Source organism: Streptomyces sp. NPDC051582 (assembly GCF_040681715.1).
Classification (GTDB): Bacteria; Actinomycetota; Actinomycetes; order Streptomycetales; family Streptomycetaceae; genus Streptomyces.
This window is the reverse complement of record NZ_JBFAZJ010000023.1, coordinates 1-20,550: the sequence shown is the minus strand read 5'-3', so window position 1 is coordinate 20,550 and position 20,550 is coordinate 1. Positions and strand designations below refer to the sequence as shown.

The following is a 20,550-nucleotide window of genomic DNA, read 5'->3' as shown; positions in this document are numbered from 1 at the left end:
AGGGGCCGTACGAGGTCACAGGAGGCTGAGTTGGACCGGTTCGGCGGGCGCCGGCCCGGCCGGGCGTTCGGGGACCGGGATCCGGCGGGCCGCGCCCCGCCGGGAGGGTCCGATGCCGAATTCGGCGGCGAGCTCGTGGACTTGCCGGGTGATCTGCCGCTGGTACCAGGTGGGTGCGTACGAGCCGCCCGCGTACATCCGCTCGTACCGCGCGACGAGGTGGGGGTGGTGTGCGCCCAGCCACGCCGTGAACCACTCGCGGGCACCCGGCCGCAGATGGAGTACCAGGGGTGTCACGGAGGTCGCCCCGGACTCGGCGACGGCCCGGACGGTGGCCCGCAACTGCTCGGGGGAGTCCCCGAGGAAGGGGATGACCGGGGCCATCAGCACCCCGCACTCGATCCCGGCCCCGGTGAGGGCCCGGACGGCGGCGAGCCGGGCTGCGGGGGAGGGCGTTGCGGGTTCGACGGTCCGCCACAGGGCGGTGTCGGTGAAGCCGACGGAGACGCAGACGCCGACGTCGGTGACCTCGGCGGCCCGCCTCAGGAGGGGGAGGTCGCGCAGGATCAGCGTCCCCTTCGTCAGGACGGAGAAGGGGTTGGCCCGCTCAAGCAGGGCCTCGATGATCCCGGGCATCAGCCGGTAGCGGCCCTCGGCGCGCTGGTAGCAGTCGACGTTGGTGCCCATAGCGATGTGCGCGCCGTCCCACCGGGGCGCGGCGAGTTCGCGGCGCAGCACCTCGGGGGCGTTGGTCTTGACGACGATCTGGGAGTCGAAGCCGATGCCGGTGTCGAGGTCGAGGTAGCCGTGCGTCTTGCGGGCGAAGCAGTACACGCAGGCGTGGCTGCACCCGCGGTACGGGTTGACCGTCCACTCGAACGGCATGCGCGAGGCGCCGGGCACCCGGTTGAGGACCGAGCGGGCGCGGACCTCGTGGAAGGTGATCCCGCGGAACTCGGGGGTGTCGAAGGTCCGCGTGACGACGGAGGCGGCCCCGAAGAGCGCCCCCGCCCGCTCCGGGGCTCCGGGCCCGTCCGTCAGATTGTCCCAGCGCATGAGCGCCTCCCTCAGTGTTCTCGCCCCGAGAATAGAACAGACGTTCCCATGATCGTGCGGGTCGGGGGCGCATCCGCCGGGCGCCGAGATCCACTACGTGGGCGGGCGCATCCGGAAGTCGTACGTCGCGGGGAGCGGCCGGTGCGTTATCCGCGACCAGACCTCCGACAGGACCTCGTCGCCCTCGCGGAGGTCCGGCAGCTCGAAGCCGTCTTCGAACACCCGGCGGGCCGCGCCCGCATGCCCCTCCGCCGCCAGCAGCCGCGCGGCCAGCAGCCGGAACCGGCCCTCCTCGCGCAGCGCCGGCCGCAGCCGGTCCCACACCGCCCGCGCCGCCGGCAGCCGGCCGGCCGCCAGCAGCGTCGTCATCGCCTCCCGCCCCAGCGCCGACTCCGCGGCCGTCCACGGCTCACCGCCACGGCTCTCCTGCGCCAGGTCCTCGAAGGCCTCGGCGTACCGCTGCGCAGCCCGCGCCGCATCGCCGGCCAGCGCGTCCGCCACCGCCAGGCAGCGCAGCAGCGGCCACCGCGAGGGCGCCAGCGCCAGCCCGCGCTCCCAGCTGCGCACCGCCTGCGCCACATCGCCCGCGTGCCACTGGGCCACGCCCAGGTGGTATTCGGTCAGCGGATCCGCCGGGGCCGTCTCCAGCATGTCCCGCCAGTGCGGGGCGACCAGGCTGGGCCCCGGCGGCGCCACCCGCCGCGGCGCGGGGAAGACCCCGGTGCGCCACAGCTCCAGCCAGGGCGCCTGGGCCTCGCCGAGCCCCGTCTGCTCGAACGGGGTGCCGGGCAGCTTGAACCCGCCGCACAGCACCTCCAGCGCGCCCCAGCCCGAGCCCGCCGCCAGCCGCTCCCCGGGTTCCGTGTCGGCGCACCCGCGCCACGCCTCGTACGCCTCCTCGACCCGCTCCGGGGGCAGTGCGGCGGCGAGGGCCGCCTCCGCGGCGCGGCGCGCCGCCGGCCAGTCGGGGCCGTGCACCGGCCCCGGGTCGGCGGCCAGCGGTCCGTACGCCTCCAGCCAGCTGAACTCCGCGCCGGCCTCCAGCCGTACGTGCTCCAGCTGGGTCCGGGCGAGCCCGGCCTGGATCTCGGCGTAGCCGCCGGTCCCGGGCTCGGTCAGCCACTCCTGCCAGCGCCGTCCGCCCTCTCCCGAACCCCACACGAACAGCTTGCGCCCGCGCAGCCGGGCCGTGGAGGTCTGGACGAGCCCGTGCCCCCCGGCGTCCAGCGAGGCGATCCACGGCCGGGCGCCGTCCGGGATCTCGTAGAAGAAGTCGGCCGGGTACTCGCTGCGCAGCGGGTAGGTACGGTCCTGGTCCTCCCACCGCGGCACGGGGATCCGGCGCAGCGCGCGCTCGTAGCCGAAGTGCCAGGCCTCGTCGGCGGGGGCGAGCACCCGTGTGCCGGGGTCCTCCGGGACGGCGATGTTGGACCACCAGTAGACGGGGGCGGCCCGCTCGTGGGGATTGCGGACGCGGACGCCGACGTACAGGAACTCGGAGTCCTCCGGCAGCCACAGGTCCACCTGGAACGGCAGGTCGCGCAGCCGCTCCCACTCCCAGAGCCGGACCATCACGCCCCCGTCGGGCGCCGGGACGAGCGCGGCGTGCAGCGGGGCACAGGAGAGGGTGGTGTGGCCGGTGGCGCCGATGTTCCACTCGATGCCGCCCGAGAACCAGGCGCCGTTGAGGGCGAAGTTGGCGGGCTGGAACACCGGGTTGCGGTAGAGCAGTTCACGGCCCGTGGGCACGTGCACGAGCGAGTGGACGCGGCCCCCGAGCCCGGGCAGCACGGTGACCCGCAGGTGGGCGTTCTCCAGGACGACGGCCTCGAACTCGGATTCCCGCCTGCGGCGTTGGTACCCGTCCCGCAGCCGTACGGGCAGCAGCGAGCGCAGCGGCTCGTAGCCGATCTGGCGGGCCATGTCGCGCGGCAGTCCCTCGCGCCCGGGGGCACCTCCCGGCGGCGGCTGGGGGAGGCCGTCCAGCGTGTGCGCGTCGGCGGGCGCGCGCAGGGCGGGCAGCGGGTTCTCGGGGCCCAACGGGGCTGCGGGCAGGTTCAGTACGGCGCGGCGGACGGTGGTGGCCATGCAGGAAATGGAACACGCCGGGGCGGCCGGTGCACAGGGGTTCCGCGGATCACCACCGGTCAGGATTGCGCAAAGCCCTGGCCGGAGCGCTACGCGACGGGCATCCCGGCGGTGATCGCCCAGCGTTCGTGATCGCGCCAGGCCCCGTCGACGAAGAGGAAGTCCGGCGAGAACCCCTCCTGGCGGAACCCGGCCCCGCGGACCAGCGCGAGGGAGGCCGCGTTGCCCGGCTGGATGTTGGCCTCCAGCCGGTGCAGCCCCAGGCCGCCCCCGTCGCCGGGGGCGAAGGCCTGCGTCACCGCGAGCCGCAGTGCCTCCCGGAACAGGCCCCGCCCCGCGGAGTGCGCGAAAGCGCCGTAGCCGAGCGCGCCGCAGTCGAAGGCGCCGTAGACGATGTTGTTGACGTTGACGAAACCGGCGATGGCCCCGGTGCCGCGTTCGCAGACGAGGAAGCCCGCCCGCCCGTCGCCCTCGATCAGCGGGGTCGCGTACGCCTCGTACTCCTCGATCGTCGCCGGCGGGTTCAGCCAGGGGTGGTGGAGGTGCCGGCTCTCGTGCACGCGTGCGGTGAACTCGGGGCCGTCGGCGAGCCGGAAGGGCCGCAGCCCGACGCGCTCCCCCTCGCGGAGGTACGTGAAGGATGACATCCGCCCAGGCTATGAGGTGCGGCGGGCCCCCGGCCGGACCAGCGCGCGCCGCACCCCGCCGGGCCCGCGCCGCACCCCCGCCGGGCCCGCCCGGGGCCCGGCCGCACGCCGTGGAACGGTCCGCCGCCGGCCGCGCTGCTAAAATTGGGTGATTCTGCCCAAAAAGGGTGGCGGCCCTCCTTCGGCCGCCGCCCGCATCGGGTCGGGGTGAGTGCATGAGGACCTCCCGGGCACGCCGGAGCACGGCCCTGCTGGCGCCCTGCGCCGCCCTCCTGATCGCGGCGGGCGGCCCCGGCTCGGCCGCCGCCGCGCAGGCGCGTGCCGCCCCGTCGCCCACGCCCGCCCCCGCGGTAACGATGACGGCTCCCGCTCCCACCCGTATCCCCCCGCCGCTGAAACCGATCCGGCCGGCCGCCTTCCAGGCCACCGTCGAGCGCGCGGCGAAGAAGCTGTCGGTCCCCGGCGCGGTCGTGCTGCTGCGCACCCCGCAGGGCACGTACCGGGCGATCACCGGAACCGCGGAGCTGGGCAAGGCCGCACCGCCGGACACGGGCGACCACTTCCGGATCGCCTCCAACACCAAGACCATGACGGCCGCGCTGATCATGCTCCTCGCCCAGGACGGCAAGCTCCGGCCGGACGACCCGGTCTCCGCCTACGTCCCCGGAGTGCCGAACGGCGAGCACATCACCCTCGCCCAGCTGCTGAAGATGCGCAGCGGGCTCTACAACTACACCAGCGCGCCCGAACTCGCCGCGACGCTCGACGCCGACCCGGGCAAGGCCTGGACCCCGCAGCAGGCCCTGGCCATCGCCTTCCGGCACCCGCCGAACTTCGCTCCCGGCGCGTCCTACGAGTACAGCAACACCAACTACGCCCTGCTGGGCCTGGTCGCCGAGAAGGCCGGCGGCCGGCCCCTGGCCGAGCAGTTCCGGGACCGGCTCTTCACCCCGCTCGGGCTGAAGGGGACGTTCCTGCCCGCCGCCGACGACCGCTCCCTGCCCGCGCCCTTCGCGCACGGCTACATGTACGGAGGCTCGTTCTACGCACTGGCCGACGACCCCTACCCCGCCGCGATGCGCGAGGCGGCGCAGTCGGGGAAGCTGCGGCCCGTGGACTACACCCGCCAGAACCCCTCCTACGCCACCGCCGCCGGAGGGGCCGTCTCCACCGCCGACGACCTGGCCACCTGGATCCGCTCCCTGGTGACGGGCAAGGTGCTGGACCACGCGACCCAGCGGCAGTGGCTCGCCGGCCCGCAGGCCGAGGACCCCTCCGCACCCGACGGCCAGAAGTACGGCTACGGCATCTCCTACCAGCGCTTCGGCCCGAACGCCGCGATGTACTACCACGGCGGTGAACTCCCGGGCTTCAACTCCTTCATCGGCCACGACCCGGACAACGACGTCACGCTCGTGATCTGGACCAACCTGACCCTGACCCCGGACGGCCGCACCACCGCCCAGGCCCTGCTGCCCACCGTGCTCAACGAGATCTACACCGGGCTCGACCTCCCCACCGGCTGAGGGGCCTACCGCTCCGCCGCCGGGTCCGGCTCCAGTGCCAGTCGCGGGACGTCCGTCCGCTCGATGCCGAACACCTGGGCGTACAGGGAGAGTTCCGCCTCCAGCGCGCGGACCATGGTCTCCGCCCGCCGGAACCCGTGCCCCTCGCCCTCGAAGGCCACGTACGCGTGCGGTACCGGCCGCCCGCGCAGCGCGGCCAGGAACCGCTCCGCCTGGGCGGGCGGGCAGACCGGGTCCTCCAGGCCCTGGAGCAGGACGAAGGGCGCGGTGATCCGGCCGGCGCGGGCCAGCGGTGAGCGCTCCCGGCACGTCACGGCGAGGGTCTGCGGCGGGCCGGCCAGGCCGTCGATGTAATGGGACTCCAGGTCGTGGGTCTCCTCGGCGAAGCCCAGCAGGTCCAGCACGGGGTAGATGACCGTCCCGCAGGCGTACAGGTCGGTGGCGGCCAGCGAGGCGGCCGCCGTCCAGCCGCCCGCGCTGCCGCCGCGGATGGCGAGCCGCGCCGGGTCCGCGGTGCCCTCGGCGGCCAGCGCCCGGCCCACCGCCGCGCAGTCCTCCACGTCCACGACGCCCCACTGCTCGCGCAGCCGCTCCCGGTAGGCGCGCCCGTAGCCGCTGGAGCCGCCGTAGTTCACCTCGGCCACACCGATGCCGCGCGAGGTGAAGTAGGCGATGTGCAGGTCGAGTACGGGCGGCACGTGGTCGGTGGGGCCGCCGTGCGCCCACACCACGTACGGGGGCAGTTCGTCGGCGGGGGCCCGTCGCGCCGGGTGGTGCGGCGGGTAGATGTGGGCGTGGATCTCCCGGCCGCCCGGGCCGAGGAAGGTCCGGCTCTGCGGTTCCGGGTAGTACGAGGGGTCCACCGGGTCCACCCCGGCCGCGCCGACCACCCGGGCGTGCCCGGACTCGACGTCGAGCTCCACCACCTCGTAGGCGCTGCGCGGGCTGGCCGCGACCCCGTACACGCGGTTGCCGTGCGCGGCGAGCGTCGGCTGCCAGGCCGTCCACGGCCCGGCGGCGTCCACCAGGTCGCCGCTCTCCGGGTCGAGGACGCCGAGTACGGAGGAACCCTGGCCGTGCAGGACGGCGACGAGCCCGCCGGGCAGCGGGGCCAGCCAGCTCAGCCCGGGCTTCCACAAGGGGCCGCCGAACTCCTCCTCGCGCGGGCACAGTTCGACGGCCTCGCCGGTCTCCGGATCCACCCGGTACGGGTTCCACCAGCCGCTGCGGTCGCTGACGGCGAGGAGGGCCCCGCCCGGGGCCCACTCCACCTGGGCGACGGACTCCTCGGGGCCGCCGAGTACGGTGCGGGCCCCGGTCAGCGTCCCGTCGGGCCCGACCTCGGCGAGCCGTACCTCGGTGCCGTCCCACGGCATCCGGGGGTGGTCCCACACCAGCCAGGCCGCCCGCAGCCCGTCGGGAGAGAGCCGGGGCCCGGTGGTGAACCGGTACCGGTCATCGGTCAGTTCGCGCACGAGGGAGCGGTCCTCGGCGGCCGAGCCGTCCAGGGGTACGGCCGCCAGCACCCGGCGCACGTCGGTCGGCGCCGGTCCGGTGAACTCCTCCAGCACGCACCAGACCTCGCCGTCGCGCAGGACGGGGTCCGCCCAGCGCAGTCCGCCGCCGAGCGCGGAGAGCGGGGTGAGGGGGCGCGGGGCACCGCCGCCGGGCGCGTCGGGCTCGTACGCGTACATCCGCTGGTCGGCGAAGTGGACGAACACCAACAGGGGCCCGCCCGAAGGCCGTTCGGCCCCCGCCCAAGGGCGGCCGCCGTACTCGGTGACCCGGCTGCGGACGTTCCACGGGGCCGGCAGCACCGAGGCCTCGGCGCCGCCGCCGTCGGCGGGCCGGCGCACCAGCGTGCGGCGGCCGGCCTCGGCCGGGCGGGGCTCGGTCCACCACACCTCGGCGCCGACGGTGCCCACGTACTCGGGCCGCCCGTCGAGCGAGGCGGCGACGGCCGCGTCGATGGGCGAGGGCCAGCTGCCGTAGGACCCGGTCGGCACCGCCATCACCGGCTCACCATCACAGAATCACCATCACGGGGTCACCATCACAGGGTCCGCAGGGCGTGGTCGAGGACGCGTACGCCGAAGTGCAGGGCGTCGACGGGGACCCGCTCGTCCACGCCGTGGAAGAGGGACCAGTAGTCGAAGCCGGGCGGCAGCTTCAGCGGGGAGAAGCCGTATCCGGTGATCCCGAGCCGGGAGAACTGCTTGGCGTCGGTGCCACCAGCCATGCAGAACGGCACCACGTGGCCCTCGGGGTCGAAGCGCTCCACGGACTCGCGCAGGATCCCGAACGTCCTGCCGTCCACGGGGGCTTCGAGGGCCACCTCGCGGTGGTGGAACTCCCAGGTGACGTCGGGCCCGGTGAGCTCGTCGAGGGTGGCGGCGAACTCGGCTTCGGTGCCGGGCAGCATCCGGCCGTCCACGTACGCGGTGGCCGTGCCCGGGATGACGTTGAGCTTGTAACCGGCGCTGAGCATGGTCGGGTTGGCGCTGTTGCGCACCGTCGCCTCGACGAGCAGGCCGGCCGGCCCGAGCTTGCCGAGGACGGCGTCGAGGTCGAAGCCGCGGCCGCCGGGGTCCACCGACAGGCCCTGGAGGGCGGCGAGTCGGGTGATGCAGGCGGCGACCGTGCCGGTGAGCCGCACGGGCCAGCGGTACTCGCCGATCCGGGCCACGGCGCCGGCGAGCCGGCTGACGGCATTGGCCCGGTTGGGCTTGGAGCCGTGCCCGGTGGTGCCGTGGGCCGTCAACTTGAGCCAGGCGGTGCCGCGTTCACCGGCTGCGATCGGGTAGAGGGCCTGTCCGGGGCCGTTGTGCACGGTGAAGGCCCCGGATTCGCTCAGACCCTCCGTGCAGCCCTCGAAGAGGTGCGCGTGCCGGTCGGCGAGGAATCCCGAACCGTCGACGGCACTGTCCTCCTCGTCGGCCGTGTAGGCGATCACGATGTCCCGGCGGGGCCTGACCCCCGCCCGCGCCCAGGCCCGTACGACGGCCAGCACCATCGCGTCCATGTTCTTCATGTCGACGGCGCCGCGGCCCCAGACCACCCCGTCGCGGATCTCCCCGGAGAAGGGGTCCACGCTCCAGTCGGCCGCCTCGGCGGGCACCACGTCGAGGTGGCCGTGGACGAGGAGCGCCTCGGCGCCGGGGTCGGTGCCCTCGATCCGGGCCACCACGTTGGTGCGGCCGGGCGTGCGCTCCAGCAGGACCGGCTCCGCGCCGGCCGCGGCGAGCCGCTCGGCGACGTACTCGGCGGCGGGGCGCTCACGACAGTCGCCGCCGCCCCGGTTCGTGGTGTCGATGCGGATCAGACCGGACGTGAAATCGACCGCTTCGTCGAGCGCGATCCGGTCCACGGGGGACTCCCGGTCCGCCGGGGACTCATGGGTGAGTGCGGGCATGTCAGCCATACTGCTCCTCCACGGCTGCCGAGACGACCGTCGTGACCGCCTTGAAGGTCCGGATCCCCTCGTACATCGTCTCGCTGGTGTACGCGACCCTGCGTTCCCCGAAGCGCTCGGCACCCGGGACGACGGTGGCGGCCATCGCCAGGTGCGCGGCGTCGAACTCCAGCTCCACCGTGTACGGACCGCCGCGCACGGGATCCCGGCGTACGGCGAGGGCCGTGGCCTCCTTGGCGGCGGCGCGGATGGCGGCGGCGGTGCGGGCCGGGGTGCGGCAGACGGCGGCGTAGCGCGAGACGTGGTCCTTGACGGCGACCTTCAGCGCCTGCGGTGCGTAGCCGCCGGCGTCGACGCAGGTCAGGTCGTCGCCGGTGACGAGGATGACGGGCACCCCGTACTCGGCCACGACGTGGGCGTTGAGCAGGCCCTCGCTCGCGCGGGTCCCGTTCAGCCAGACCCCGGTGATGGAGTTGGCGAGGTAGGTGTGGGCGAGGACGCCCTCGGAGCCGGCGCCGGTGTGGTAGCCGAGGAACGCGATGCCGTCGACGTCCCCGTGCTGGACCCCCTCGACCATGCTGAGCGTCTTGTGGCGGCCGGTGAGCATCTCGGCCCGCTCGTCGAGCTGTTCGAGCAACAGGTTGCGCATGGTCCAGTGGGCCTCGTTGACGAGGACCTCGTCGGCGCCGCCGTCGAAGAAGCCGAGGACGGCCGCGTTCACGTCGGAGGTGAACATGGGGCGGCAGCGCTCCCACTGGGGGGTGCCGGGCAGGACGTCGGCGGGCCAGGTGACGCCCGTGGCGCCTTCCATGTCGGCGGAGACGAGGATCTTCATCGGGCCCCCCGGGCGGTCGGCTGCGCACGGCGCGTCGGCGCGGGGCGGCCGAGGCGGACGACGGCGTCCGCGCGGGCTTCCACGCCGATCGTGCGCAGGGTTCCAGCCTAGCCGCCGGGGCCCGCCGCGGCCCGGGGCCACGCCCGGGCCGGGGGCTCGCGTCGGCGGGGAAATCCACCCGATCCGGTGAGCCCCCGGAGCCGGCGTCCGTGCGCGGCCGTACGCCGACCGCGCGGCAACGGCCTTGCTCAGCCCTCGACTTCGGTGGCCAGGTTGGCGAGCAGCGTGTCGTAGATCCGGCCGAGGCCCTTGGGGGCGAAGGTGCGCTCGAAGAACCCGCCGATGCCGCCGGCGCCGTTCCAGACGGTGGTGACCACGGCTTTGGACTTGCCCTCGCCGGCCGGGGTGACCACCCAGGTGGTGACCATGGTGGAGTTGCGGTCCTTCTCCACGAGCTGGCCGTCGGTCGGCTCGGTGACCTCCAGCAGGCAGTCGCGCACGCGCTTGCTGGTGGCCTGGAGCTTCCAGTGGACGAGGGTGCCCTCGCCGTCGCCGCCCTCACGCACCTCGTACTCGCTGAAGTGCTCGGGCAGCAGCTTCCCCCGGGTCCCGGTGTAGTCCGCCAGCGCGTCGAACACGGTCTCCGCGTCAGCCGCGATGATCCGCTCCGTGGTGGCCTCGACCTGCGCCATAGCTGTTCCTCCAGCAGTTGTGTCCCGCTCGTCGCGGCAAGCCAACCACCTCCGGGGCACGGGCCCAAATCCGGGTCGCGGCGAAGGCTTCCCGCCCGGTCGGGCGAACTCCTCCCGTCCGGTTCGCGGGACGGTCGCGGCGACCGGGAACGGGACGTCAGGCCCGGGCCAGGATTTCGCCGTTCAGGACCGAGAACCAGGCGTCCGGCGCGGCGGACCAGCGGTGCCAGGCCTCGGCGACGGCGCTCAGGCCGGCCGGGGAGGTGTGGCCGGAGGCCGTCGCGAGGGAGGCGTACGCCGAGGCCGTCGTGCGTTCCGCCCACAGGGAGGACCACCAGGCGATCTCCTGCGGGGTGGCGTAGCACCAGGCCGTCGCCGACGCGGCCACCTCCGTGAACCCCGCCTCCCGCGCCCAGGACAGCAGGCGGCGCCCGGCGTCGGGTTCGCCGCCGTTCGCGCGGGCCACCCGGCGGTACAGGCCCAGCCACTCGTCCAGGCCCGGCTCGGCCGGGTACCAGGTCATCGCCGCGTAGTCGGCGTCGCGGGCGGCCACGATCCCGCCCGGCCGGCACACCCGGCGCATCTCCCGCAGGGCCCGTACGGGGTCGCCGACGTGCTGGAGCACCTGGTGGGCGTGGACCACGTCGAAGGAGTCGTCCGGGAAGTCCAGCGCGTGGACGTCGGCGGTGGCGAAGGTGACCGCGTCGGCCAGGCCGCGCTCGCGCGCGTACCGCGCGGCCTGCTCCAGGACGTCCCCGGCCGCGTCGACCGCCGTCACCCGGCCGCCCGGCGCGACCAGTTCCGCCAGGTCCGCCGTGATCGTGCCCGGTCCGCAGCCCACGTCCAGGACCGCCATCCCCGGCCGCAGCTCGCCGATCAGGTACGCCGCCGAGTTCGCGGCGGTGCGCCAGCGGTGCGAGCGCAGGACGGATTCGTGGTGCCCGTGCGTGTAGACGGCGGTTTCCCTGGGCTCTTCGGCGCTCATGAGCCGACTCCTTCTCTTCGTCGAAGCGGTGTGATCACCGTAGAGGATTTGTTCGAGTGCTGAGATATGCGTTTCGACATATGGGCAGACTCCTTGTGTCGCAATACATCCGGGCAGGTCGGTGGCAGGGGGAGGGGTGTGCGAGGACAGTGGGCCCCAGAGATCCGGCCCCCTGGCAGAGGACGGTGAGAGCCATGCCGGACACGACAGGCGGGGACGCGGGCGCCGACGCGGTGGCGAGCGCGCTGCTCGAACGGCACGCCGAGGCCCTGCGGCTCTTCGGCGAGCGGGTGCGCGCCGTCGGGGACGGCCAGTGGGGCGCCCCGACCCCCTGTACCGAATGGACCGTCCGCGACCTGGTCAACCACGTCGCCGGCGAGCTGCTCTGGATCCCGCCGATGGTCACCGAGGGGCGCACCGTCGAGGACGTCGGCGAGGCGTTCTCCGGAGACGTCCTCGGCGAGGACCCCGTCGGCGTCTGGGAGCGGGCCTCGGGCGCCGCGCACGCCGCGTTCGCCGTGCCCGGGGCGCTGGACCGTGCGGTCAGGCTCTCGTACGGGCCCGCGCTGGGGCGGGCGTACTGCGCCGAGCTGACCGCCGACTGCGTCGTGCACGCCTGGGACCTCTCGCGGGGGATCGGGGCCGAGGACCGGCTCCCGGACGGCCTCGTCGAGTTCGCCCTCAAGGAGGTCATGCCGTACGCCGACGGGCTCGCGGCCGGCGGCCTGTTCGCCGCGCCGCTGGAGGTGCCGGCGGGCGCGGACGCCCAGACCCGGCTGCTGGCCCTGGTGGGCAGGCGGGGCTGAGCCGTGTCGCCGCCCGCGGGACGGCGACAACAGGCATACCACTGCGAACAGCCGTATAAAGGGCATGTTCGAGGTCGTGGTCGGTCGGCCGGCGGCGGGCCGATGAGGACCGATGCGCAACGGGGAAGGCGGGGAGAGGTGTCGGGGACGCAGCGCACGGCGGAGGGCCGCGGTCCGGTCCGCTACGGGCCGCCCGCGCCCCAGCCCGGCCTGCCCGTGCTCCCCGAGCTCACCGCCGTGATCGCCGCAGCCGCCGAGCGCTCCGCGCCCGAACCCCCGGGCGGCGGGGGGCCCGTACGCGAGGCCGCCTGCCGGCACTGGGGGCGGCGCGGGCTGCCCACCGCGCCGGAGAACGTGGCCGCCGGACCCGGCGCCCCCGCCCTGCTGCTCGCGCTGCTCGGCGCGTACGGGGGCGATGTGATGCTGCCCCGGCCCTGTCCCGCATGGTGGACCCCACAGGTCCGGCTGCTGGGACGGCGGGCGTACCACGTGCCGACCCCGGCCGAATGCGGGGGCATCCCGGATCCGTACGCCCTGCTGGAGACCGTACGGCGGGTGCGCGCCGAGGGCGGCGATCCGCGCGTGCTGCTGCTGTCGGTCGCCGACGACCCGACGGCGACCGTGCCCCCTCCCGAAATGCTGCGCGAGGCCTGCGAGGCAGCCGGGGACGCCGGGCTGTTCGTCGTCAGCGACGAGAGCTGGCGCGACACCGTCCACCAGCCGCACGACACCCTCGTCCTGAGCCCCGCCGAGATGCTGCCCGACCAGGCAGCCGTACTCCTCGACCTGTCCGGAGCCCTGCTGCCCGCCGGGTGGCCGGCGGCCGTGGTCCGCTTCCCCGGCACCCCGCGCGGCACCTGGCTGCGGGCCCGCACCCTCGACATCCTCACCGCGACCGGGGCCATGGTCGCGGGCCCGGTCGCCGGCGCCGCCGCCTACGCGCTCGACGAACCCGACGCCGTCGCCGGACGCGCCTACGCCGCGGCGGCGCTGCACGGGGTGGTCGCCGCGGCGGCCCACCGGGAGCTGCTGGCCGTCGGCGCGTTCGCCCGGCCACCGCAGGCCGGGCGCCACCTCTACGCCGACCTGACCCCGCTGCGCGCCGGGCTGGCCCGGCAGGGGGTCCGCGACGCGATGGAACTGGAGGACTACCTGGGCGGGCGGCTCGGCGCACCCACCCCCGGCGGGCAGCGCTTCGCCGACGAGCTGGGCGCGCTGCGGGTGCGCCTCTCGACGGGCCCGCTGCTCGGCGCCACCCCGCAGGAGCGGCTCGCCGCGCTCACCTCGCGCGACCCCCTGGGGCTCCCGCACGTACGGCGCTCCCTGGACCTCCTGGGATCGGTCCTGGCCGGACTGACCTCCTGACCCGACCCGAACGGGCCCGCCGTGCGGCCGCTCTCGGCCACCTCGGTCCGGGGACGCCGCCGAGCGCGTGCTCGGCCCCGAACGGGTTCTTGCGCGCGGGGTCCGGTGGGCGGTCTGGTGGGCGGCGCGCGGGTCTGCCATCATGGACAAACCGGAACCTTGCTCCGTTATCGATGCGGGGCGCCGTTCCGCCGTGCGAGGCCGGTGAGGGAAAGGAGTGCCGCCGTGAGCGACAGCGGCCAGGACACGGGCGGCGCGGCAGCGTCCAAGCGCAAGGACGCCCGGCGCAATCAGCAGACCCTGCTGGACGCGGCGGCGGCGGTCTTCGTCGCCTCGGGCGTCGAGGCGCCCGTACGCGACATCGCTGCCAAGGCCGGCGTCGGCATGGGCACGATCTACCGCCACTTCCCCACCCGGGCGGACCTCGTCATCGCCGTCTACCGGCACCAGGTCGAGGCCTGCGCCGAGGCCGGGCCGGCCCTGCTGGCGGCCGGCCCGACCCCGCACGCCGCCCTCGGCCGGTGGGTCCGGCTCTTCGCCGACTTCCTCGTCACGAAGCACGGGCTCGCGGGCGCGATGCAGGCCGACAACGCCGGATTCGAGACCCTGCACGCCTACTTCCTCGACCGCCTCCTGCCGGTCTGCGCCGAGCTCCTCGACGCCGCCGTCGAGGCGGGCGAGATCCGCTGCGACCTCACCGCCTACCAGCTCATGCGCGGCGTCGGGAACCTCTGCATCGGCGCCGAGGCCGACTCCCGCTACGATGCGCGCCGGATGGTCGACCTCCTGGTCGCGGGATTGCGCGAGCCGCGCTGAGCGCGCCCGTGGACGCGGGTGTCGTGTCAGCCGCGGATCCGGCGCCAGAGCGCCGGCGCCCCGCTGATCAGCAGGGTCACGGCCACCGCCAGCGCGACGCCCTTCCACGGCTCCGAGAACAGGGAGCCGCCCAGGATGCCGATCAGCCCGTACGTCGCCGCCCAGGCGAGGCAGGCCGGGGCGTCGCCGCGGGCGAAGCGGCGCAGCGGGAGCCGGGCCAGCAGGCAGGCCAGCATCACCGGGATCCGGCCCGCCGGGACCAGTCGGGAGACCACGAGGACCAGCACCCCGTGCTCGTCCAGCTTCCGCTGCGCCTGCGCCAGCCGTTCGGGCGTCGCCCGCCCCCGCAGCGCCTCCAGCCAGCGCGAACCGCCCCGGGACCGCACCCCGCGCTGCCCCAGCCAGTACAGCGCCAGGTCCCCCGCGAACGCGGCGACGGCCGCGACGCCGAACACCAGCAGCACCCCGAACGGCAGCGACTGCTGATGGAACGCCACGACCGCCGCCGAGCTCACCAGCGCCCCCGTCGGGATCACCGGTACCAGCGCCCCCAGCGCCACCAGCACGAACAGCGCCGGGTAGCCCACCGCCTGCCGGGTCGTCTCCGGCGGCACCTGACCGGCCGCCGCCGCGACCGCGGCCCCGACGCCGTGCGGCCCGTACGCCTCCCACGTCACGGCAGCCGCACCCGTTCGCCGTGGCCGGGCAGCCGTACCGTCACCTTCGGCGCCAGCAGGCGGGCCCGCCGTACGAACTCCTCGCCCGGCGAGTGGAATTCGTGCGGCCGCACCGCGTCCAGCCCGATCGGCCAGTACGTTCCGTAGTGCACCGGCACCGCCGCCGCCGGCGCGAGCTCCGCCAGCGCCCGCGCGGCCCCGTCCGGGTCCAGATGGCCCGGCCCCAGGTACGGGCCCCAGCCGCCGACCGGCAGCAGGGCCACGTCCACCGGCCCGACCTCCCCGGCCATCGCCTCGAACAGAGCGGTGTCCCCGGCGAAGTACGTCCGCGCCGAGCCCTGGACCACGTACCCGAGAGCCGGCGCCAGACGCGGCCCGAACGGCAGCCGCCGCCCGTCGTGCCGCGCGCGGACCGCCCGGACCCGCACCCCCGCCCGTACGCCGACCTCCTCGCCCGGGGCCACCTCCGTGACGGGCAAGCCGCGCGCGGCCGCCACCCGCGCGAGCCCCGGCACGGCCCGGCGCGCGCCGCGCGGCACCAGCAGCCGGGTCCCGGGCGCCAGCCGGGCCAGCGAGGGCAGGTGCAGGTGGTCGGCGTGCAGGTGGGACACCAGCACCACGTCCGCCTCGGCCGCCTCCGGCGGGGGCGGCGCCCCGCGCCGCCGCCGCAGATGCGCGAGCCGCCGCGCGAACAGCGGGTCCGTCAGCAGCCGCACCCCGGAGTCCTCGACCGTGCACGTGGCATGGCCCCACCAGGTGATCTCCACCGGCACCCGGCCTCCCCGTCGCTCGCTCGGCCCCCGGCCCCCGGGGGTGTCTTGAAGGGTAGATCCTGCCCACCCGAAGTGCCCCGAACCGAAGTCCGCAGCCCCCTCCTCCCGGGCCGCGGATCGGAGTAGGGTCGGGCGTCATGGATGAGCTGCGCGTGGCCGCTATCGCCAGCCTGGCCCCGCTCGAAGACCTGGACGCCGACCCCTTCGCCGTCGACACCCGCAGCCAGCAGGCCATGTGCGCCCGCTGGGCCGCCGACCAGGGCTACGTCGTGACGAGGACGCTGCTCTTCTACGGACTGCGCGCCAACCACTGCGGACTCTGGTGCGACGTCGAGGCCGGCCAGGTCGACCTCTTCGTCGCCCCCAACCGCCGGGTCCTGGCCCGCGCACTGCGCTCCGTCGAGGAGTTCACCGCCGAGTGCGAGCGGCGCGGCGTACGCCTGGAGACGGCCGGGCTCGCCGAGCCGCAGTACACCTCCGCCATGAAGGCCGAGGTGCACCGCCGCCTGTCCATGCCGACCGCCGGCTACGACGGCACGTAGCCCGACCACGCGCGGGCGCGCGCCCCGCGCGCCTGGCCGCCGCGGTTCGCACCTCCGTGCGCCACCCCGCTCACCCGGCCCGGGCCGCCACCCTGTGCGACGCTGGAGGGTGCGGCCGGGACCGCGGGCGGGGCGCGGATCCGGGGGAGACACGAGGCGGTACGGCGTGTGGCGAGGACGGTGGCGGACCCTGGGCAGCGCCCTGGTGCGGGTGATCCTCGTCTGGGCGGTGTCCACCCTCACGATGCTCGCGCTCGCCGGCATCCTGCCCGACTTCCGGCTCCGGTCCGGCGACAAGGACAGCGTCACCGAGATCGGGCTGACCGCCGCCTGGGGCGCCGGGGCCTTCGGCCTGCTGAGCGCGCTGGTGTGGCCGGTACTGGTCCGGGCCCTGCTGCTGGTGCCCGCGCTGGTGCTCGGACTGCTCGTCTTCTTCCTCAACGGCTCGCTGCTGCTGCTCGCCCTCAGCCTGATCCCCTCCGGACGCGGCGAAGTGGCCCCGGAGACCGCCGTGGTGGTGGCCGCCGTCATGTCCGCCGTCGCCTCCGCGACCTCCACCGCACTGGCCGTACGCGATGACGAGGCGTACCGGCGCCGGCTCCACCGGCTCGCCGACCGGCGCCGGCGGCGCACCCGGCACAAGGGCGCGCCCCGCCCCCGCGAGGCCGCCCCCGGCCTGCTCTTCCTCCAGCTCGACGGCGTCGGGTACGAGACGCTGCGCCGCGCTGCGGGCAGCGGCCTGATGCCCACGGTGGCCGGCTGGCTGGACGGCAGCCACCGCCTCACCGCCTGGCGCACCGACTGGTCCAGCCAGACCGGCGCCAGCCAGCTCGGCATCCTGCACGGCTACACCTTCGACGTGCCCGCCTTCCGCTGGTACGAGAAGGACACCGGCGAGGTGGTGGTCTGCAACCGGCCCACCAGCGCCGCCGAACTCCAGCGCCGGGCCATCGCCCGCACCGGCGACGGCGGACTGCTCACCCTCGACGGGGCCAGCCGGGGCAACCTGTTCAGCGGCGGCGCCGACCAACTGGCCCTCGTCCTGTCGGTCTCGGCGCGGCGGGGCCGGGCGAACCGTTCCCGCGCCGGCTACTTCGCGTACTTCTCCGACCCGGCGAACGCCGTCCGCACCGCACTGTCCTTCGTCGCCGAGGTCGCCCGGGAGATCGGCCAGTCGCTGCGGGGCCGGTTGCGGGGAGAGCGGCCGCGGGTGGCCCGGGGCGGGCTGTACCCGCTGATCAGGGCCTTCGCGACGGTGGTCGAACGGGACGTCGTCGCCGCGGCGGTGATCGGCGACATGCTCGCGGGGCGCGCCGCGATCTACGCGGACCTGGTCGCCTACGACGAGGTCGCCCATCACTCGGGGCCGCACGGCCGGGACACCGACCGGGTGCTGGCCCGGCTCGACCGCACCCTCGCGCTGCTCGCCCGCGTCGCCGAGCACGCGCCCCGGGAGTACCGGATCGTGCTGCTCTCGGACCACGGCCAGAGCCCGGGGGAGACGTTCCTCGGCCGGTACGGGCTGACCCTGAAGGACCTGGTCCGCGCAGGCTGCGGACTGCCGGTCTCCCGCCGGGCCGGCCGCACCCGCAGCGGCGCCGAGGCCCGCACGGCGGTGCTCGCGGCCCTGCACCGGCCGGTGGAGGAGGGCGAGGGGGCCCACCCCGGGCGGGGCCCGGACCCGGTGGTGCTGGCCTCGGGCAACCTCGGCCTGATCTCCTTCCCGGACGTCCGGGGGCGGGCCTCGCGGGAGCGGATCGAGCGGGCGCACCCGGCCCTGCTGGCGACCCTGGCCAACCATCCCGGCATCGGGTTCCTGCTGGTGGACGGGGAGGTGCTGGGCCCGGGCGGGACGGTGGCCCGCCTCGACGAGCCGGGCGCGGCCGAGGAGCTGCTGGCCCGGTTCGGACCGGGCGCGGCGCGGGCGGTGCGGCGGACCGACGCCTTCCCGCACGTCGCCGACGTCATGGTGAACTCGGCGTACGACCCGCGCACCGGGGAGGTGCACGCCTTCGAGGAGCAGATCGGCTCGCACGGAGGCCTGGGCGGGGAGCAGGGGCATCCGTTCCTGATGTGGCCGACGGAGCTGTCGGAGCCGGAGCCGGACCTGGTGGGCGCGGAGGCCGTGCACGCGGTGCTGCGGGGCTGGCTGCGGGAGGCCGACGGCCCCCAGGTACCGGTGGCTCCGCCGGTGGACGGGGTGATGGCGGACCCCCCGGGACGGCCGGTGGAGGAACCCCGGTCGGGGGGCGGAAACAGCGGAAGCCTTCCTTCCGCAGGGGTGCCCGCGCGGGACGAAATCCGCTGATTTTGTACCGCCCTCGCACTGGTCAACCATGGGTTGACCCTGCCCAGCATGTGAGACATTCCGAGGCGCACCACCGATGACCAGCACCGCAACCCTGCCCGCCGAGACCGCCGCACCCCCCGAGCAGGGCCGCGACCCCCATGCCCGGCGTTTCGGCCTGCCGATCGCGACCTGCCTGGTCATGGGCAACATCATCGGCGGCGGGATCTTCCTGCTGCCCGCCTCGGTGGCGCCCTTCGGCACGATCAGCCTGGTCGCCTTCGGCGTGCTCACCGCCGGCGCGATCGCCCTCGCCCTGGTCTTCGGCCGGCTCGCGCAACGGCTCCCGCAGACCGGCGGCCCGTACGTCTACGCCCGCGCCGCGTTCGGTGACTTCGCCGGGTTCCTCGCGGCCTGGAGCTACTGGATCACCGCCTGGGTCTCGAACGCGGCCCTCGCGGTCGCGGCGGTCGGCTACCTGTCCGTGCTCTTCCCGGCCATCGGGGAGCACAAGGCGGCGATGTGCCTGGCCGCCCTCACCGTGCAGTGGCTCCCGGCGCTCGCCAACCTGGCCGGCACCCGCTACGTCGGCGCCGTCCAACTGGTGGCCACGGTGCTGAAGTTCGCCCCGCTGCTGCTGGTCGCCGTCGGCGGACTGTTCTTCTTCGACCCGGCGAACCTCGGCCCCTTCCAGGCCACCGGCCAGAGCCCCGCCGGCGCGGTGTCCGCGGCCGCGGCGATCCTGCTGTTCAGCTACCTGGGCGTGGAGTCGGCGGCCGTCAGCGCGGGCGAGGTCCGCGACCCCGCCCGCAACGTCGGCCGGGCCACCATCCTCGGCACCGCCGGCGCGGCCGTCGTCTACCTGCTGGGCACCCTCTCCGTCTTCGGCCTGGTCCCCCACGACCGGCTGATCGCCTCGGAAGCCCCCTTCACCGACGCCGTCAACGCCATGTTCGGGGGCACGTGGGGCGGCACCCTCGTCGCCTGCGCCGCCGTGATCTCGATGCTGGGCGCCCTCAACGGCTGGACGCTGCTCAGCGCGCAGACCCCGTACGCCGCCGCCCGCGACGGGCTCTTCCCCAAGGTCTTCGGGACGAAGAAGCGGGGCGTCCCGGTGGTCGGCGTAATCGTCACCGTGGTCCTGGCCTCGGGCCTGACGATCTACAACTACACGGCGGGCTCGGACGGGGTCTTCGAGATCCTCGTCCTGGTCACCACCTTCACGGCGACCGTCCCGTACCTGCTCTCCACCGCCGCGCAGCTGTACTTCCTGCTCTCCGGGCGGGCCGAGCGCGTCCACCGGGGCCGCCTGGTGCGCGACGGGATCCTGGCCGGCCTGGCGTTCGGCTTCTCGATGTGGCTGGTCGCCGGTTCCGGCTACGCGGCCGTCTACCAGGGCGTCCTGTTCCTGTTCGCCGGCGTCCTCGTCTACGCCGCGATGAGCGCGCGTAAGCAGCGGGCCGAGCAGCGGGACACCGCCTGACCTGCGCGGTAGCGTGGAAGGAGAGGCCGCCAGGGGGCAGTAAGGGGTCGCCATGTCCGCGATCAGAAAGAGCATCGACATTTCCCGCAGTCCCGAAGACGTCTTCGACTACGTGACGGACCCGACGCGCCTGCCGGAGTGGCAGGACAGTGCCGTTTCCGCCCGCCCGCTCGACGGCGCACCCGTCCACGTCGGATCGAAGGCCGTCATCACCCGGCGCATGGGCAAGCGGGAGTTCCCGATGACCATGGAGGTCAAGGAGCTCGACCGGCCGCGCAGCTGGCACGTCCAGGGCATCGGCGGACCGGTGCGCGGCGACGTGCACGGCACCATCGAACCCCTCGACGGCGGCAAGCGCTCGCGCCTGACCCTGGACCTGGACTTCGAGGGCCACGGCCTCGGCAGGGTCATCGCCCCGCTCGTGGTCAAGCCGCACGCCCGCAAGGAGATGCCGCGCGACGAGGAGATGCTGAAGCACCTCCTGGAGAACTGAGGGCGGCGGAAACCGCTTGCTCAGGGGTACGCGGAGTGCGTGGTGCGCCCACACCGGGCGCACCACG

At 74.9% G+C, this 20,550-nt stretch carries 18 protein-coding genes; 8 read left to right on the top strand and 10 right to left on the bottom strand.

The annotated features are described in order from the left end of the window. Nucleotides 1–15 precede the first annotated feature (15 nt). The 3 genes from AB0M92_RS26780 to AB0M92_RS26770 form a co-directional block, all read right to left on the bottom strand. Nucleotides 16–1,056: an Rv2578c family radical SAM protein gene (locus tag AB0M92_RS26780; protein ID WP_366104847.1), complete on the bottom strand. Its 1,041-nt coding sequence runs from the start codon at nucleotides 1,054–1,056 to the stop codon at nucleotides 16–18. Between the two features lie 93 nt (nucleotides 1,057–1,149). Continuing rightward, nucleotides 1,150–3,144 (bottom strand): DUF5107 domain-containing protein, encoded by a 1,995-nt coding sequence (locus tag AB0M92_RS26775; protein WP_366104846.1) that lies wholly within the window; start codon nucleotides 3,142–3,144, stop codon nucleotides 1,150–1,152. An 89-nt stretch (nucleotides 3,145–3,233) separates the two neighbouring features. Further along, nucleotides 3,234–3,791 carry a GNAT family protein gene (locus AB0M92_RS26770; RefSeq protein WP_366104845.1) on the bottom strand — a complete coding sequence of 186 codons (558 nt, stop codon included), beginning with the start codon at nucleotides 3,789–3,791 and terminating at the stop codon, nucleotides 3,234–3,236. A gap of 215 nt (nucleotides 3,792–4,006) precedes the next feature. Here AB0M92_RS26770 and AB0M92_RS26765 point away from each other — a divergent pair, with 215 nt between their 5' ends. Further along, nucleotides 4,007–5,317 carry a serine hydrolase domain-containing protein gene (locus AB0M92_RS26765; RefSeq protein WP_366104844.1) on the top strand — a complete coding sequence of 437 codons (1,311 nt, stop codon included), beginning with the start codon at nucleotides 4,007–4,009 and terminating at the stop codon, nucleotides 5,315–5,317. A 5-nt stretch (nucleotides 5,318–5,322) separates the two neighbouring features. Here AB0M92_RS26765 and AB0M92_RS26760 read toward each other — a convergent pair whose 3' ends face one another. The 5 genes from AB0M92_RS26760 to AB0M92_RS26740 form a co-directional block, all read right to left on the bottom strand. Beyond that, nucleotides 5,323–7,329 carry a prolyl oligopeptidase family serine peptidase gene (locus AB0M92_RS26760; protein ID WP_366104843.1) on the bottom strand — a complete coding sequence of 669 codons (2,007 nt, stop codon included), beginning with the start codon at nucleotides 7,327–7,329 and terminating at the stop codon, nucleotides 5,323–5,325. A 41-nt stretch (nucleotides 7,330–7,370) separates the two neighbouring features. Then, nucleotides 7,371–8,729, bottom strand: coding sequence for a M20/M25/M40 family metallo-hydrolase (locus AB0M92_RS26755; RefSeq protein ID WP_366104944.1), 1,359 nt, complete (start codon nucleotides 8,727–8,729; stop codon nucleotides 7,371–7,373). A gap of 1 nt (nucleotide 8,730) precedes the next feature. Then, nucleotides 8,731–9,564 (bottom strand): M55 family metallopeptidase, encoded by an 834-nt coding sequence (locus AB0M92_RS26750; protein WP_366104842.1) that lies wholly within the window; start codon nucleotides 9,562–9,564, stop codon nucleotides 8,731–8,733. 248 nt (nucleotides 9,565–9,812) lie between these two features. Continuing rightward, the gene (locus tag AB0M92_RS26745) at nucleotides 9,813–10,256 is read right to left on the bottom strand and encodes an SRPBCC family protein (protein WP_366104841.1); all 444 of its coding nucleotides are present in this window, start codon (nucleotides 10,254–10,256) and stop codon (nucleotides 9,813–9,815) included. A gap of 157 nt (nucleotides 10,257–10,413) precedes the next feature. Then, nucleotides 10,414–11,241 (bottom strand): methyltransferase domain-containing protein, encoded by an 828-nt coding sequence (locus AB0M92_RS26740; RefSeq protein ID WP_366104840.1) that lies wholly within the window; start codon nucleotides 11,239–11,241, stop codon nucleotides 10,414–10,416. A 194-nt stretch (nucleotides 11,242–11,435) separates the two neighbouring features. On the opposite strand from AB0M92_RS26740, the gene AB0M92_RS26735 reads away from it, so the two are divergent. The 3 genes from AB0M92_RS26735 (at nucleotide 11,436) to AB0M92_RS26725 (ending at nucleotide 14,228) form a co-directional block, all read left to right on the top strand. Next, nucleotides 11,436–12,047, top strand: coding sequence for a TIGR03086 family metal-binding protein (locus tag AB0M92_RS26735; RefSeq protein WP_366104839.1), 612 nt, complete (start codon nucleotides 11,436–11,438; stop codon nucleotides 12,045–12,047). 138 nt (nucleotides 12,048–12,185) lie between these two features. Then, nucleotides 12,186–13,412, top strand: coding sequence for an aminotransferase class I/II-fold pyridoxal phosphate-dependent enzyme (locus tag AB0M92_RS26730; protein ID WP_366104838.1), 1,227 nt, complete (start codon nucleotides 12,186–12,188; stop codon nucleotides 13,410–13,412). A 225-nt stretch (nucleotides 13,413–13,637) separates the two neighbouring features. Continuing rightward, nucleotides 13,638–14,228 (top strand): helix-turn-helix domain-containing protein, encoded by a 591-nt coding sequence (locus AB0M92_RS26725; protein WP_366104837.1) that lies wholly within the window; start codon nucleotides 13,638–13,640, stop codon nucleotides 14,226–14,228. A gap of 26 nt (nucleotides 14,229–14,254) precedes the next feature. On the opposite strand, the gene AB0M92_RS26720 is transcribed toward AB0M92_RS26725, so the two are convergent. Next, nucleotides 14,255–14,815 (bottom strand): VTT domain-containing protein, encoded by a 561-nt coding sequence (locus AB0M92_RS26720; RefSeq protein WP_366104943.1) that lies wholly within the window; start codon nucleotides 14,813–14,815, stop codon nucleotides 14,255–14,257. An 86-nt stretch (nucleotides 14,816–14,901) separates the two neighbouring features. Next, nucleotides 14,902–15,678 carry an MBL fold metallo-hydrolase gene (locus tag AB0M92_RS26715; RefSeq protein WP_366104836.1) on the bottom strand — a complete coding sequence of 259 codons (777 nt, stop codon included), beginning with the start codon at nucleotides 15,676–15,678 and terminating at the stop codon, nucleotides 14,902–14,904. A 137-nt stretch (nucleotides 15,679–15,815) separates the two neighbouring features. Between AB0M92_RS26715 and AB0M92_RS26710 the strand changes: the two genes are divergently transcribed. The 4 genes from AB0M92_RS26710 (at nucleotide 15,816) to AB0M92_RS26695 (ending at nucleotide 20,483) form a co-directional block, all read left to right on the top strand. Further along, entirely contained in the window at nucleotides 15,816–16,220 is a 405-nt protein-coding gene (locus AB0M92_RS26710) for a hypothetical protein (RefSeq protein WP_366104835.1), read from the top strand. Between the two features lie 166 nt (nucleotides 16,221–16,386). Continuing rightward, complete coding sequence (locus AB0M92_RS26705) at nucleotides 16,387–18,528, top strand: phage holin family protein (RefSeq protein WP_366104834.1); 2,142 nt, start codon at nucleotides 16,387–16,389, stop codon at nucleotides 18,526–18,528. A gap of 76 nt (nucleotides 18,529–18,604) precedes the next feature. Further along, nucleotides 18,605–19,990, top strand: coding sequence for an amino acid permease (locus AB0M92_RS26700; protein WP_366104833.1), 1,386 nt, complete (start codon nucleotides 18,605–18,607; stop codon nucleotides 19,988–19,990). A 52-nt stretch (nucleotides 19,991–20,042) separates the two neighbouring features. Then, on the top strand, nucleotides 20,043–20,483 hold the full coding sequence (locus AB0M92_RS26695; protein WP_366104832.1) for an SRPBCC family protein: 441 nt from the start codon (nucleotides 20,043–20,045) through the stop codon (nucleotides 20,481–20,483). Nucleotides 20,484–20,550 lie beyond the last annotated feature (67 nt).

Coding starts and splice junctions, on each gene's coding strand:
- AB0M92_RS26780 (WP_366104847.1), bottom strand. CDS start 1,056: ATGCGCTGGGACAATCTGACGGACGGGCCCGGAGCCCCGGAGCGGGCG.
- AB0M92_RS26775 (WP_366104846.1), bottom strand. CDS start 3,144: ATGGCCACCACCGTCCGCCGCGCCGTACTGAACCTGCCCGCAGCCCCG.
- AB0M92_RS26770 (WP_366104845.1), bottom strand. CDS start 3,791: ATGTCATCCTTCACGTACCTCCGCGAGGGGGAGCGCGTCGGGCTGCGG.
- AB0M92_RS26765 (WP_366104844.1), top strand. CDS start 4,007: ATGAGGACCTCCCGGGCACGCCGGAGCACGGCCCTGCTGGCGCCCTGC.
- AB0M92_RS26760 (WP_366104843.1), bottom strand. CDS start 7,329: ATGGCGGTGCCGACCGGGTCCTACGGCAGCTGGCCCTCGCCCATCGAC.
- AB0M92_RS26755 (WP_366104944.1), bottom strand. CDS start 8,729: ATGCCCGCACTCACCCATGAGTCCCCGGCGGACCGGGAGTCCCCCGTG.
- AB0M92_RS26750 (WP_366104842.1), bottom strand. CDS start 9,564: ATGAAGATCCTCGTCTCCGCCGACATGGAAGGCGCCACGGGCGTCACC.
- AB0M92_RS26745 (WP_366104841.1), bottom strand. CDS start 10,256: ATGGCGCAGGTCGAGGCCACCACGGAGCGGATCATCGCGGCTGACGCG.
- AB0M92_RS26740 (WP_366104840.1), bottom strand. CDS start 11,241: ATGAGCGCCGAAGAGCCCAGGGAAACCGCCGTCTACACGCACGGGCAC.
- AB0M92_RS26735 (WP_366104839.1), top strand. CDS start 11,436: ATGCCGGACACGACAGGCGGGGACGCGGGCGCCGACGCGGTGGCGAGC.
- AB0M92_RS26710 (WP_366104835.1), top strand. CDS start 15,816: ATGGATGAGCTGCGCGTGGCCGCTATCGCCAGCCTGGCCCCGCTCGAA.
- AB0M92_RS26700 (WP_366104833.1), top strand. CDS start 18,605: ATGACCAGCACCGCAACCCTGCCCGCCGAGACCGCCGCACCCCCCGAG.
- AB0M92_RS26695 (WP_366104832.1), top strand. CDS start 20,043: ATGTCCGCGATCAGAAAGAGCATCGACATTTCCCGCAGTCCCGAAGAC.